Origin of the sequence: Cupriavidus sp. OV096 (assembly GCF_900115455.1) — a bacterium.
Classification (GTDB): Bacteria; Pseudomonadota; Gammaproteobacteria; order Burkholderiales; family Burkholderiaceae; genus Cupriavidus.
Genome location: NZ_FOWM01000011.1, coordinates 166289 through 179700 on the forward strand (window position 1 = coordinate 166289; position 13412 = coordinate 179700).

Genomic DNA, 13412 nt, shown 5'->3' on the forward strand with positions numbered 1-13412 from the left:
ACCCCGCCTGCGGGGCATCCACCGACTGAAGCGGAGAAACACCATGACGATGCTCGACCTGTTCGTGACCGAATTCCAGCAACTGCGCACGGCCGCCGACGAGGGTCCGCGCACCGAGGAAGCCAGCCGCCTGCGCCGCAAGGTGGTGCGCAAGGAGATCGGCATGGCCATCGTGGCGCTGGGCGCGATGGCGATGTTCTTCCACGCGGCGCAGGGTTTTGCCTTCCTCGGCACATAAAGCTAATGCGATAATGGCCGCCGACTGCCCCCCGACAATCTGAATGGCGTGGGCTGGATTCCTCGTGGCTACAAACGGAGCTGAACGACCATGGCAAAGAAGAATGAGATGAGCGTGAACATCGGCATGTCCGACAAGGACCGCAAGAAGATTGCGGAAGGCCTGTCCAAGCTGCTGGCGGATACCTACACCCTCTACCTCAAGACCCACAACTTCCACTGGAACGTGACGGGGCCGATGTTCAACACGCTGCATACGATGTTCGAGACGCAGTACACCGAGCTGGCGCTGGCCGTGGACGCCATCGCCGAGCGGATCCGCGCGCTGGGCTACCCGGCACCGGGCACGTACAAGGAGTACGCGAAGCTGTCGTCGATCGCCGAGGAAGAAGGCGTGCCCGACGCGACCGAGATGATCCGCAAGCTGGTGGAAGGCCAGGAAGCCGTGGTGCGCACCGCGCGCTCGCTGTTCCCGGCCATCGATGCAGCGGGCGACGAGCCCTCGGCCGACCTGCTGACCCAGCGCATGCAGACGCACGAAAAGACCGCGTGGATGCTGCGCGCGATGCTGGCCTGAGTCTGTCTGACCAGCGCACAACGCGTCACGGCTATCCACGCCGCGACGCGTTTTTTGTTTTGTCTCGCCAGAAGTGAACGCAGTCCCCATGTCCGAACATTCCGCCGCCCCGCCGCAACCCCGCCGTCCCGGACGCCTCGCGCTCTACGCGCGGCTGGTGCGGATCGACAAGCCCATCGGTACCCTGCTGCTGCTGTGGCCCACGCTGTGGGCGCTGTGGATGGCTGCCGAAGGGCCGCCCGCCTGGGGTATTTTCTGGATTTTCTTCGTCGGCACGTTCCTGATGCGCTCGTCGGGCTGCGCCATGAACGACTGGGCCGACCGCGACTTCGACAAGCATGTGAAGCGCACCAAGGAGCGGCCGCTGACCGCTGGCTACATCGCCGGCTGGGAGGCGCTGGTGGTGGCCGCCGTGCTGGCGCTGGCGGCGTTCGCGCTGATCCTGCCGCTGAACGGGCTGACCAAGGCGCTGGCCGTGGTGGCGGCCGTGGTAGCCGGCACCTATCCGTTCTTCAAGCGATTCTTCGCGATTCCGCAGGCCTACCTCGGCATTGCCTTCGGGTTTGGGATTCCGATGGCGTTCGCGGCGGTGCAGGGGGAGGTGCCCCCCGTGGCGTGGCTGATGCTGCTGGCCAACGTCTTCTGGTCCGTGGCCTACGACACCGCCTATGCGATGGTCGACCGTGACGACGACCTGCTGATCGGCATCAAGACCTCGGCGATCACCTTCGGTCGCTTCGACGTGGCAGCGATCATGCTCTGCTACGCCGGCTTCCTGGGCCTGATGGCCTGGGCTGGCGCGCTGCTGGGGCTGGGCTGGCCGTATTACGCCGGGCTGGTGGGGGCGGCCGGTCTGGCCGGCTACCACTACACGCTGATCCGTGACCGCGACCGCATGAAGTGCTTCGCGGCGTTCCGGCACAACAACTGGCTGGGCGGGGTGGTGTTCGCAGGAACGGCGCTCGCCTACTGGCTGAAGTAAGCGGCCGTTCAGCGTTGGTCCGGACTCCCGCCCGGACTATTCCTCAGTCCTTGCCGAACTCGGCGCCCATCTCGCGGCCCCGGGCCGCCGCCGCGTGCATGGCGCGGACGAAGGCGTCCTGCATCTTGTCCGCGTCCATCGACGTCAGCGCCGCGTAGGTCGTGCCGCCCTTCGATGTCACGCGCTCGCGCAGCAGGGACACCGGCTCCGACGACTCGGCAGCTAGCGCGGCCGCGCCCCGGAACGTCTCCACGCCCAGCTGGCGGCCCTGTTCGGCGGTCAGGCCCATCTCCTTCGCCGCGCGCTCCATGGCTTCGATGAAGTAGAAGACGTAGGCCGGGCCGCTGCCCGAGAGGGCCGTCACGGCGTCGATCTGGTTGTCGTCATCGACCCAGACGCACTGGCCCACGGCTTGCGCCACAGCCGTGGCGATGGCGCGGTCCGCCTTGCTCAGGCCCGGCGCGGCGGCCAGGCCGGTCATGCCCATGCCGGCCAGCGCCGGCGTGTTCGGCATCGCCCGCACCAGGCGCGACGTGCCCAGCCAGCGGCCCATGTCCTGGAGCCGGATGCCGGCCGCCACGCTGATGATCAGATTGCCCTGGCTGGCGCCCAGATGCGGCACGAGCGGCGCCACGGCGTCGCGGAACTGCTGCGGCTTGACCGCCAGCACGATGACGTGGCTGGCGCCGAAGCGGGCGTCCGGCGCGGCCTGGGTCCGGACGCCGAGCGTCTGTTCCAGCCGCTGGCGGGCATCGTCCGACGGATCGATGACGCAAATGGCGCGCGCGGGCACGCCGCGGGCCACCAGGCCGCCGATCAGGGCGGAGGCCATGTTGCCGCCGCCGAGGAAGCCGAAGGTGAGCGTATCGAGCATGTCTTTCCTTGTCTTTTCCGAATGTTGCCGGGTCGATGCGTGTCGCCCGGCGTTCTTGTGGGTGGGGGGGGGCGCTGCGCCGTCAGGCGCGCGCGCCGAAAATCGCGGTGCCGATGCGCACCAGTGTGGCGCCCTCGGTGATGGCCGCGCCCATGTCCGCGGACATGCCCATCGAGAGCGTGTCTACGTGTAGACCGGATTGCCGGAGTTGATCAAGCAACCCGCGCAGCGCCGCGAACGGCCGGCGCTGGGCCTCCGGGTCGTCGGCCGGCGCCGGAATCGCCATCAGCCCGCGCAGCCGCAGGTTCGGCAGGGCGGCGATGGCCTGCGCCAGCGGCAGTACCTCGGCCGGCGCCACGCCGCTCTTGCTGGCCTCTTCGCTGATATTGACCTGGATGCAGACCTGGAGCGGCGCCATGCCCACCGGCCGCTGGGCCGACAGCCGCTCGGCGATCTTCAGCCGGTCGATGGCGTGGACCCAGTCGAACTGCTCGGCCACCGGCCGGGTCTTGTTACTTTGCAGCGGGCCGATGAAATGCCAGGCGATCCGGTCGCGCAGGTCGGCCAGGGCGGCGATCTTGTCGAGGCCTTCCTGGACGTAGTTTTCCCCGAAAGCGGCCTGCCCGGCCTGGAAAGCCGCCCGCACGGTGGCCGGCGCGACGGTCTTGGAGACGGCCAGCAGGGTGACCGCGGACGGGTCCCTGCCGGCTTGTTGTGCAGCCGCCGCGATGTCATTTAGCACGGCTTGCAAGTTGGCGGCGATTACAGACATAATCCGGCGGACATACCAAAGAAGTACACAACAACAAGTCGTATATTAGGGTGGGGTCATTATAGATGGACATCGCGCAGCTATTGGCTTTTGCGGTCAAGAACAAGGCATCCGATCTCCACCTCTCGGCAGACATGCCGCCGATGGTGCGTATTCACGGGGATATGCGGCGGATCAACGTGGCGGCCATGGGCCACAAGGACGTCCACGCCATGGTGTACGACATCATGAGCGACGTTCAGCGCAAGAGCTACGAAGAACGCCTCGAGGTCGACTTCTCGTTCGAGATTGCCGGCCTGTCACGGTTCCGGGTCAATGCCTACACCACGCAGCGCGGCTCCGCCGCCGTGTTCCGGACCATTCCGTCGAAAGTCCTGACGCTCGATGACCTCCATGCACCGGCCGTGTTCGCGGACCTCTGCATCAAGCCACGCGGTCTCGTGCTCGTGACCGGGCCGACCGGCTCGGGCAAGTCGACCACGCTGGCGGCCATGGTCGATCACCGCAACGACAACGACATGGGTCACATCCTCACGGTGGAAGACCCGATCGAATTCGTCCACACCTCCAAGAAAAGCCTGATCAACCAGCGCGAACTGGGCCCGCACACGCATTCGTTCTCGAACGCGCTGCGCTCGGCGCTGCGTGAGGATCCGGATGTGATCCTGGTGGGCGAATTGCGTGACCTGGAAACCATCCGGCTGGCGCTGACCGCCGCCGAAACCGGCCACCTGGTCTTCGCCACGCTGCACACGAGTTCCGCCGCCAAGACCATCGACCGGGTCGTGGACGTGTTCCCGCCCGAGGAAAAGGACATGGTGCGGACCATGCTGTCGGAATCGCTCGAGGCCGTGATCTCCCAGACGCTGCTCAAGACGCGCGACGGCAACGGCCGGACCGCGGCGCACGAGATCATGATCGCCACGCCCGCCATCCGCCACCTGATCCGCGAGAACAAGATCGCGCAGATGTACTCGATGATGCAGACGTCGAGCGGTATGGGCATGCAGACGCTCGACCAGTGCCTGAGCGACCTGATCAAGCGCGGCATGATCAACTACAACGACGCGCGGGCGATTGCCAAGAATCCCGACGCCTTCATGGGCTAAGGGGAGGCCGACGCCATGCTCGACCGCGAATCCGCCGCGAAGTACATCAACGACCTGCTGGAGCTGATGGTCAACAACCGCGGCTCGGACCTGTTCATCACGTCCGAATTCCCGCCGGCCATCAAGGTGGACGGCAAGATCACGCCCGTCTCGCAGCAGCCGCTCAACCCGGCGCAGGCGCTGGGCCTGGTCCGTTCGATCATGAACGAGCGCCAGGTGAAGGAATTCGACGAAAGCCGCGAGTGCAACTTCGCGATTACCGCGCCGAACGCCGGGCGCTTCCGCGTCTCGGCCTTCATCCAGCAGGGCAAGGCCGGCATGGTGGTGCGGACGATCAACACGCGCATTCCGTCGGTGGAAGACCTGGACCTGCCCACGTCGCTCCATGAGATCGTCATGGCCAAGCGCGGGCTGGTAATCGTGACCGGCGCCACGGGCTCGGGCAAGTCCACCTCGCTGGCGGCCATGCTCGACCACCGCAACGCGCACTCGTACGGCCACATCATCACGATCGAGGACCCGATCGAGTACGTGCACGCGCACCAGAACTGCGTCGTCACGCAGCGCGAGGTCGGCATCGACACCGAGTCGTGGCACGTGGCGCTGAAGAACACCCTGCGCCAGGCGCCGGATGTGATCCTGATCGGCGAAATCCGCGACCGCGACACCATGGAATACGCGATGCAGTACGCCGAGACGGGCCACCTGTGCCTGGCCACGCTGCACGCCAACAACGCCAACCAGGCCATCGACCGGATCATCAACTTCTTCCCCGAGGAGAAGCGCCAGCAGCTGCTGATCGACCTGTCGCTGAACCTCAAGGCGATGATCTCGCAGCGGCTGCTGCCGCGCGCCGGCCGCAAGGGCCGCGTGCCGGCCGTGGAGATCATGATCGGAACGCCGCTGGTGGCCGACCTGATCTTCAAGGGCGAGATCCACGAGCTCAAGGAAGTTATCAAGAAGTCCCGTGAGCAGGGCATGATCTCCTTCGACCAGGCGTTGTTCGAACTGTACGAGGAAGAGAAGATCGCCTACGAGGACGCGCTCAAGAACGCCGACTCGCTGAATGACCTGCGCCTGATGATCAAGCTCCACAGCGCCCGCCACCGCGACGCCGACCTGGGTGCCGGCACCGAGCACCTGAACGTCATTTGATCGGACGACCGGCGGGCGCGGTATGCTCGCGGTTGTCTGCAATGCATTCTCCGGAGCCGCCATGAGCAACGTCTACCAGTTCGAAGCGAAGTCCCTGTCCGGCCAGCCGGTGCCGCTGGCCGATTTCCACGGCAAGGTGCTGCTGATCGTCAACACGGCCAGCGAGTGCGGCTTCACGCCCCAGTACGCCGGGCTGGAGGCGCTGCACGAGGCCTACGAGCCGCGCGGCCTGGCGGTGCTCGGCTTCCCCTGCAACCAGTTCGGCAAGCAGGAGCCGGGCGACGCGGCGCAGATCGGCCAGTTCTGCGAGACGCGCTTCCAGGTCAAGTTTCCGATGTTCGAGAAGATCGAGGTCAACGGCGCCGGTGCCCATCCGCTCTACAAGTGGCTGACCTCCGAAAAGCCCGGCGTGCTCGGCACCCAGGGCATCAAGTGGAACTTCACCAAGTTCCTGCTGCGCCGCGATGGCACGGTCTTCAAGCGCTACGCACCGACGACCAAGCCCGAGGACATCCGCGCGGATATCGAGACGCTGCTGAGCGATCCGGCAGCCTGATGGGTCAGCCGGGCCTGACTGCCTCAGCCCGGCATATCGGACTGCACCGCGCGCAGGAAGCCGTTGAGCGAGCGGTCCGGCGTCTCGTGGAATTGCTCGTCGAGGATCTCGATGGTGCGGCAGCGGTCCAGCCGGAAGCTGCGATAGTCGGACCGCGCCGTGCACCACGCCGCCAGCAGCCAGACATTGCCCCAGAAGAACAGCCCCAGCGGCTGCACCACGCGCTCGGTGACGCGCTGCTGGGCATCGATATAGTCGAGCCGCAGCAGCCGTTGCGCGCCAATGGCGCCATGCACGGTGTCGAAGGCCTCGCGCACGGCCGGATGGTTGAGGTACTCGGGCGCGAAAATCCGGCTCTGCTGCGCCGCCACGCGGCGCGGGGGCGGCAGGGCGGCCATCAGCTTCTCCAGCGCCGGATCCGCCGCCGCGGCCAGCGCGCCGCCGCCCCAGGCCTTGAGCAGGCGCAGGCCGGCGACCATCGCTTCCACTTCCATCGCGGTGAACATCAGCGGCGGCACATCGTAATCCGGCCGCAGCCGGTAGCCGATGCCAGCCTCGCCCTCCACAGGCACCCCCGACAGCGACAGCGCCTGGATGTCACGGTAGACCGTGCGCTCGGACACGCCCAGCCGCTGCGCCAGCAATGCCGCCGTGGTCAGCCGGCGGCCACGCAGGACCTGCACGATCTGGAAGAGGCGGTCGGCACGGCGGCTCATGGGCTGGGGAAGAATGAAGGAGGCGGGGGGCCGGATGGGCGCATCATGCCCGCCGGCTCCTGACAGCGTACTGTCAGGAGGGTGTCAGGGGTGGCAGGGGAACCCGCCCCGGTCAGTGGGGCATCCATGCCGCCAGCACCGGCACCACGATGGCGGTCAGCACGCCGTTCAGGCCCATGCCCAGCGCGGCGAAGGCGCCGGCCTCCTGGTTGACCTGGAACGCGCGCGCCGTGCCGATGCCGTGGGCCGCCACGCCGGTGGCGAAGCCGCGAATCACGTAGTCGCGCACGCGCAGCATGTTGAGCAGGCCGGTGGTGCTGACCGCGCCGATGATGCCGGTGGCCATCACCAGCACGGCCGTCAGCGAGGGCAGGCCGCCGATCTTCTCGGACACCCCCATGGCGATCGGGATCGTGACCGACTTGGGCGCCAGCGAGCGCACCACCTCGGGCGACGCCCCCAGCGCGTAGGCGATGCCCACCGCCGACACCACGGCCACCAGCGATCCCGCCACCAGCCCGCAAAGCAGCGGGAAGACGTGCGCGCGCAGCTTCGGCAACTGGGTGTAGAGCGGCACCGCCAGTGCCACCGTGGCCGGCCCGAGCAGGAAGTGGACGAACTGCGCCCCGTCGAAGTAGGTCTTGTACGGCGTGCCGGTCACGGTCAGCACGGTGACGAGGATGGCCACCGAGATCATCACCGGGTTGGCCAGCGGCGAGTACCGCGCGCGCTCGTAGATCCGGAACGCGAAGACGTAGGCGATCAGCGTGGCGGTGAGCCCGATCAGCGGGCTGGCCGACAGGTAGACCCAGATCTCGTTCAGACGCGGCGACATCATGGCTGCGCCCCGCTATCGGCAGCTTCGGCGGCTTCGGCCTGGGGCGGCGCCGGCTTGCGCATCAGCGCCCGGGTGACCAGCGCGGTCACGACGATGGCCAGCCAGGTGGAGATGACCAGCGCGACGACAATCGGCATCCATTCGCCGCCAATCCGGTTGGCGTGGACCATGATGCCGACGCCGGCCGGCACGAACAGCAGCGACAGGTGCTTGAGCAGCTCGCTGGTGGTGTTCTGGATGATGGGGAGCAGGCGGTTGTCGAAGACCAGCCAGCCGAAGAGCAGGAGCATGCCGATCACAGGACCGGGCACGGGCAGGCGCAGCGCGTAGCTGATCACCTCGCCCACGGTCTGGAAGACCAGCAGGATGGCAAACGTCTGGAGCATGGGGGCGCATCAGGGTCGAAATGTGCCGACATGGTACTCCGATGGCGCGGGCCGTGTTTTGCTCCCCTCTCCCTTTGGGAGAGGGCTGGGGGAGAGGGCAGGCGCATCCACGAAGCGTCACCGCGCAGTTCGCTCAATCCCTCTCCCCCGACCCCTCTCCAACAAGCGGGCGAGGGGAGAACTCCCTACGCGCAGACCATGCGCTCCACCAGTTCCACCCAGTGCATCACCGGCGTGTCGGTGCCGCTTTGCAGGTGCGTGATGCAGCCAATATTGGCCGAGACGATGGCATCGGGCGAGGAGGCCTGGAGCTTGGCGAGCTTGTCGTCGCGCAGCGGATAGGACAACTCCGGCTGCAGCACCGAGTACGTACCCGCCGAGCCGCAGCACAGGTGGCTGTCGGCGCAGAGCCGCACCTCGATGCCCAGGCCGGTCAGCAGCGCCTCCACCTTGCCGCGGATCTGCTGGCCGTGCTGAAGCGTACAGGGCGGATGGTAAGCCACGCGCCGGCCCTCGCGCGGCACGGCGCCGGCCAGCTTGTGCAGGTCGTCGGCGAAGTCGGGCAGGATCTCGGACAGGTCGCGCGTCATCGCCGAAACCCGTGCCGCGCGCTCCGCGTAGGCGCGGTCGTGGCGCAGCAGGTGGCCGTAGTCCTTCACCATCACGCCGCAGCCGGAGGCCGTCATGACGATGGCCTCCGCGCCGGATTCGATATAGGGCCACCAGGCGTCGATGTTGGCGCGCATATTGTCCAGCCCGCCGTCGTGGTCGCCGGTGTGGAAGCGGATCGCGCCGCAGCAGCCGGCCTCGCTCGCCACCACCAGTTGCACGCCGAGCTTGTCCAGCACGCGCGCGGTGGCCACGTTGATGTTGGGCGACATCGCCGGCTGCACGCAGCCGTCCAGCAGCAGCATCTTGCGGGTGTGCGTGGTGCGCGGCCACGGCCCCGTCGGCGAGGTGATCGCCGGCAGCTTGTTGCGCAGCGCCACCGGCAGCATCGGACGCATCATCTGGCCGAGCTTCAGCGCCGGGCCGAACAGCTTCGGCCGGGTCAGCCCCTCGCGCAGCAGCCAGCGCGCCATCCGCTCTTTTGCGGGGCGGTGGATGCCTTGCGCCTCGAGCCGCTCATCCACCACCTTCCGGCCGATGTCGACCAGCCGCCCGTACTTCACGCCGGACGGGCAGGTCGATTCGCAGTTGCGGCAGGTCAGGCAGCGGTCCAGGTGCAGCCGCGTGCTTTCCGTCACGGGCTGGCCCTCGAGCATCTGCTTCATCAGGTAGATGCGGCCGCGCGGGCCGTCCAGCTCATCGCCGAGCAACTGGTAGGTGGGGCAAGTGGCGGTGCAGAAGCCGCAGTGCACGCACTTGCCGACGATGGACTTGGCTTCTTCGCCTTCGGGCGTGTTGCGCAGGAATTCGGCCAGTGTGGTTTGCATGGTTCGGGGGGCTTGGGCGGTGGGCGGCTCAGAGGCCGGTGTACAGGCGCTGCGGATTGAAGATGCCGGCGGGGTCGAAGGTGGCCTTCAGCCGCTTGTGGATGGCGGCCAGCGGGGCCGACAGCGGCGTGAACACGCCAACTGCCTTGTCGCCGTTGCGGAACAGCGTGGCGTGGCCGCCGGCAGCCTGGGCGATGGCGCGCACCGAATCGGCCGAGACCGTGGCGGGGTCGCCCTCGGGCGCCAGCCACCAGCGCTGGCCGCCGCCCCATTCCACAAGCTGCGTGCCGGGCAGGTCCAGCGGCGGGGCGATGGGCGGCACGGCGATGCGCCACAGTGCGCGGCCATGGTCTTTGGTGTGGGCCGGGGCGAAGAAGGGGTGCGACTGCTCGCGCAGCGCGGCCCAGAGCGCGAGCGCCTCGCCGGGCTCGACGCGATCGCCGCCCAGCTTCTCGCACGCGGCGCGCACGGCCGCCGTGGCGCCCGAGAGCCGCACGTCAAGCACGCCGTCCTGCCACGCCGACGCCGCGATCGGCAGCGGCTGGCCGCCCCAGCGGTTCAGGCGCTCGATGGCTTCGGCCTGCGGCAGCGCAAAGCGGAGCGTGGCGTCGTCGAACGGTATCGGCAGCACCTTCAGCGAGACCTCCAGGATCAGGCCGAGCGTGCCGAGCGAGCCGGTCAGCAGCCGCGAGACGTCATAGCCGGCCACGTTCTTCATCACCTGCCCGCCGAAATGCAGCACCTCGCCGCGTCCGTCCATCAGCTGCACGCCGAGCACGAAATCGCGCAGCGCGCCCACTGACTGCCGGCGCGGGCCGGACAGCCCGGCCGCCACGGCGCCGCCCAGCGTGGCGATGCCGGGCGCGGCGAAATGCGGCGCCTCGAAGGCCAGCATCTGGCGACGTTCGGCCAGCGCGGCCTCGATCTCGGCCAGCGGCGTGCCGCAGCGTGCCGTGACCACCAGCTCCGCCGGGTCATAGTCGACGATGCCGGCGTAGGGGCGGGTGTCGAGCACGGTGCCGACCAGCGCCTGGCCGTAGAAGTCCTTGCTGCCGCCGCCGCGCAGGCGCAGCGGGGCGCGGCTGTCGCCGGCCTGGCGGATGGCATCGCGAAAGGCGTCGAGTGTGGCTTCCATATGGGGGACCCTTGGCGTTTTTTGTTGGGTTGTCGTCGAATCAGGGCTGGCGCGGCGGCGTCTTGCCGGGGCCGCCGAGATCCTCGAACCCCGTCGGGTTCTCGACCTGATAGGGAGGCAGCACCGTCCCGCAATGCTTGCAGAAGCCCGCGTCGGGGTCGTGCCCCTCGGTCAGGCAGTGCTCGCAACAGCGCGTGGTCAGCGGCCGCCGGATGATGCTGGCCGCCAGTTCCGCGCCGACGATGCCGGTCGGGAAGGCGATGATCCCGTAGCCGAGCAGGATGGTCAGCGAGGTGATGAACTGCCCGATGGGCGTGCGCGGCACGATGTCGCCGAAGCCGGTCGTGGTCAGCGTGACGATGGCCCAGTACATGCTGACCGGGATGCTGGTGAAGCCGTGCCGCGGGCCTTCCACCACGTACATGATCGTGCCGAGGATGATCGTGATGATGAACACGGTGCCCAGGAACACGAAAATCTTGCGGCGGCTGTTGGACAGCGCCATGGCCAGGATCTGGGCTTCCTCGAAATAGACCGTGAGCTTGAGGATCCGGAACACGCGCAGCAGCCGCAGCAGCCGCACGTCGATCAGGAAGGCCAGTTCTGGCACGAAGAACGCGGCCCAGGTCGGGATGATCGAGATGAAGTCGATGATGCCGAAGAAGCTGAACGCGTAGCGCAGCGGCCGGCGCACCACCAGCAGCCGCATCACGTACTCGGCCGTGAACAGCAGCGTGAACATCCACTCCAGCAGCGTGAACGCCAGCCCGGCGCGCGCGTTGATCGACGGCACGCTGTCCAGCATCACGATGGCCACGCTGGTCACGATGGCGATCAGCAGCACGATGTCGAACAGGCGCCCCTGGCGCGTGTCGGCCTCGAAGATGATCGTGTACCAGCGCTGGCGCCAGCCGGCTTCGGGCTGGCCCAGGCGCTGCCGGGTGCGCGCGTTGAGGAAGCGCTCCTGGCGGGCGTCCCGTTGGTGGGTGTTGGGGTTGGGCATGGGTGGCGATGGTGAGCGGGTAGCGGTGGGGCGCGTGGCCCGCCCGGTACCCGCCCGCGCTCAGAAGCGCGGCAGGTCCGGATGCGGCAGCAGGCCGCGCCTGACGTGCATCTTGCCGTACTCGGCGCAGCGCGCCAGCGTCGGGATGGCCTTGTCCGGGTTCAGCAGCCGGGCCGGGTCGAAGGCGGCCTTCACGCCGAAGAACGCATCGCGCTCGGCCGGCGAGAACTGCACGCACATCGAATTCAGCTTCTCCACGCCCACGCCGTGCTCGCCGGTGACGGTGCCGCCCAGTTCCACGCAGGACTCCAGGATGTCGGCACCGAACAGTTCGGCGCGATGCCATTCGTCGAGGTCCTCGCCGTTGAACAGGATCAGCGGGTGCATGTTGCCATCGCCGGCATGGAAGACGTTGATGCAGCGCAAGGCGTACTTGCGTTCCATCGCCTCGATCCGCTTGAGCAGCGTGCCGATGTGCTTGCGCGGGATCGTGCCGTCCATGCAGTAGTAGTCGGGCGAGATGCGCCCGGCGGCCGGGAAGGCGTTCTTGCGCCCGCTCCAGAAGCGCAGCCGTTCGGCCTCGCTCTGCGACACCGTGATCCGCGTGGCGCCCGAGCGGCGCAGCACCTCGCTCATCCGCTCGATCTCCTCGGCCACTTCCTCGGGCGTGCCGTCCGATTCGCACAGCAGGATGGCGGCGGCGTCGAGGTCGTAGCCCGCCTTGACGAACTCCTCCACGGCGGCCGTGGCGGGCTTGTCCATCATCTCCAGGCCGGCCGGGATGATGCCGGCGGCAATCACGTCGGCCACGGCGTTGCCGCCTTTTTCCACATCGTCGAAGCTGGCCATGATGACCTGCGCGAGCTGCGGCTTGGGAATCAGCCGGACCGTGATCTCGGTGGCGACGGCCAGCATGCCCTCGGAGCCGATCAGCGTGGCCAGCAGGTCCAGTCCCGGCGCGTCGGGCGCCTCGGAGCCGAAGACCACCACATCGCCCTCCATCGTCACGGCGCGCACGCGCAGCACGTTGTGCACGGTGAGGCCGTACTTGAGGCAGTGCACGCCGCCCGAGTTCTCGGCCACGTTGCCGCCGATGGAGCAGGCGATCTGCGAGGACGGGTCGGGTGCGTAATAGAGATTGTGCGGCGCGGCGGCCTCGGAGATGGCGAGGTTGCGCACGCCGGGCTGGACCACGGCGGTGCGCGAGTAGGAATCGACCGAGAGGATGCGCTTGAACTTGGCCAGCGACAGCACCAGCCCGCCGGCGATGGGCATCGCCCCGCCCGAGAGGCTCGTGCCGGAGCCGCGCGGCACTACCGGCACCCCGAGTTCGTGGCACAGGCGCAGGATGGCGCAGACCTGTTCCTCGGTGTCGGGCAGGACCACGGCGTCGGGCACCTGGCGGTAGGCGGCCAGGCCATCGCACTCGTACGGCACGGTGTCCTCGGCCTTCCAGAGCACGGCGGCAGGCGGGAGGATGCGGGCCAGGCCGGCCAGCAGCGCGGCGCGGGGGCCGTCGGCCTGCGTGGCAGCGCCGGCCAGGGTGTGGGCGTCTTGCGGGGCGTTCATGGCAACTCCTTGACGAGCCGGCCGCCGCGCATCGCTTCACGCACCCGGCCGGGACGGCAGACTATAG

The 13412-nt window shown here is 68.0% G+C and carries 15 protein-coding genes; 6 read left to right on the plus strand and 9 right to left on the minus strand.

Annotated features, from left to right (window positions below):
* Window positions 1–43: 43 nt before the first annotated feature.
* The 3 genes from BM115_RS21450 (at window position 44) to ubiA (ending at window position 1796) form a co-directional block, all read left to right on the plus strand.
* The gene (locus tag BM115_RS21450) at window positions 44–238 is read left to right on the plus strand and encodes a hypothetical protein (RefSeq protein WP_092298872.1); all 195 of its coding nucleotides are present in this window, start codon (window positions 44–46) and stop codon (window positions 236–238) included.
* A gap of 90 nt (window positions 239–328) precedes the next feature.
* A complete protein-coding gene (locus BM115_RS21455) occupies window positions 329–814 on the plus strand; it encodes a Dps family protein (RefSeq protein WP_092298875.1) in 486 nt (161 codons plus the stop codon).
* A gap of 88 nt (window positions 815–902) precedes the next feature.
* Window positions 903–1796 carry a 4-hydroxybenzoate octaprenyltransferase gene (gene ubiA / locus BM115_RS21460; RefSeq protein ID WP_092298878.1) on the plus strand — a complete coding sequence of 298 codons (894 nt, stop codon included), beginning with the start codon at window positions 903–905 and terminating at the stop codon, window positions 1794–1796.
* Window positions 1797–1839: 43 nt separating this feature from the next.
* Here the strand turns inward: ubiA and proC are convergent, their stop codons facing one another.
* The gene (gene proC, locus BM115_RS21465) at window positions 1840–2670 is read right to left on the minus strand and encodes a pyrroline-5-carboxylate reductase (protein WP_092298881.1); all 831 of its coding nucleotides are present in this window, start codon (window positions 2668–2670) and stop codon (window positions 1840–1842) included.
* Between the two features lie 82 nt (window positions 2671–2752).
* Window positions 2753–3442 carry a YggS family pyridoxal phosphate-dependent enzyme gene (locus BM115_RS21470; RefSeq protein ID WP_092298884.1) on the minus strand — a complete coding sequence of 230 codons (690 nt, stop codon included), beginning with the start codon at window positions 3440–3442 and terminating at the stop codon, window positions 2753–2755.
* A 65-nt stretch (window positions 3443–3507) separates the two neighbouring features.
* Between BM115_RS21470 and BM115_RS21475 the strand changes: the two genes are divergently transcribed.
* The 3 genes from BM115_RS21475 (at window position 3508) to BM115_RS21485 (ending at window position 6262) form a co-directional block, all read left to right on the plus strand.
* Complete coding sequence (locus tag BM115_RS21475) at window positions 3508–4551, plus strand: type IV pilus twitching motility protein PilT (RefSeq protein ID WP_092298887.1); 1044 nt, start codon at window positions 3508–3510, stop codon at window positions 4549–4551.
* Window positions 4552–4566: 15 nt separating this feature from the next.
* Entirely contained in the window at window positions 4567–5706 is a 1140-nt protein-coding gene (locus BM115_RS21480; protein WP_092298890.1) for a PilT/PilU family type 4a pilus ATPase, read from the plus strand.
* A gap of 61 nt (window positions 5707–5767) precedes the next feature.
* Window positions 5768–6262: a glutathione peroxidase gene (locus BM115_RS21485; protein WP_092298893.1), complete on the plus strand. Its 495-nt coding sequence runs from the start codon at window positions 5768–5770 to the stop codon at window positions 6260–6262.
* A gap of 23 nt (window positions 6263–6285) precedes the next feature.
* Here the strand turns inward: BM115_RS21485 and BM115_RS21490 are convergent, their stop codons facing one another.
* From BM115_RS21490 to BM115_RS21520, 7 genes are all read right to left on the minus strand, one after another.
* Complete coding sequence (locus tag BM115_RS21490) at window positions 6286–6978, minus strand: helix-turn-helix transcriptional regulator (RefSeq protein ID WP_092298896.1); 693 nt, start codon at window positions 6976–6978, stop codon at window positions 6286–6288.
* Window positions 6979–7090: 112 nt separating this feature from the next.
* Window positions 7091–7816 (minus strand): LrgB family protein, encoded by a 726-nt coding sequence (locus BM115_RS21495; protein WP_092298899.1) that lies wholly within the window; start codon window positions 7814–7816, stop codon window positions 7091–7093.
* Window positions 7813–8202, minus strand: coding sequence for a CidA/LrgA family protein (locus tag BM115_RS21500; RefSeq protein ID WP_092298902.1), 390 nt, complete (start codon window positions 8200–8202; stop codon window positions 7813–7815). The genes BM115_RS21495 and BM115_RS21500 overlap by 4 nt, the downstream gene beginning before the upstream one ends.
* A gap of 185 nt (window positions 8203–8387) precedes the next feature.
* The gene (glcF, locus tag BM115_RS21505) at window positions 8388–9638 is read right to left on the minus strand and encodes a glycolate oxidase subunit GlcF (protein WP_092298905.1); all 1251 of its coding nucleotides are present in this window, start codon (window positions 9636–9638) and stop codon (window positions 8388–8390) included.
* Between the two features lie 28 nt (window positions 9639–9666).
* Window positions 9667–10773, minus strand: coding sequence for a glycolate oxidase subunit GlcE (gene glcE / locus BM115_RS21510; RefSeq protein WP_092298909.1), 1107 nt, complete (start codon window positions 10771–10773; stop codon window positions 9667–9669).
* A 40-nt stretch (window positions 10774–10813) separates the two neighbouring features.
* Window positions 10814–11776: an ion transporter gene (locus tag BM115_RS21515; RefSeq protein ID WP_092298912.1), complete on the minus strand. Its 963-nt coding sequence runs from the start codon at window positions 11774–11776 to the stop codon at window positions 10814–10816.
* A 60-nt stretch (window positions 11777–11836) separates the two neighbouring features.
* A complete protein-coding gene (locus tag BM115_RS21520; RefSeq protein WP_092298915.1) occupies window positions 11837–13345 on the minus strand; it encodes an FAD-linked oxidase C-terminal domain-containing protein in 1509 nt (502 codons plus the stop codon).
* Window positions 13346–13412: the final 67 nt, after the last annotated feature.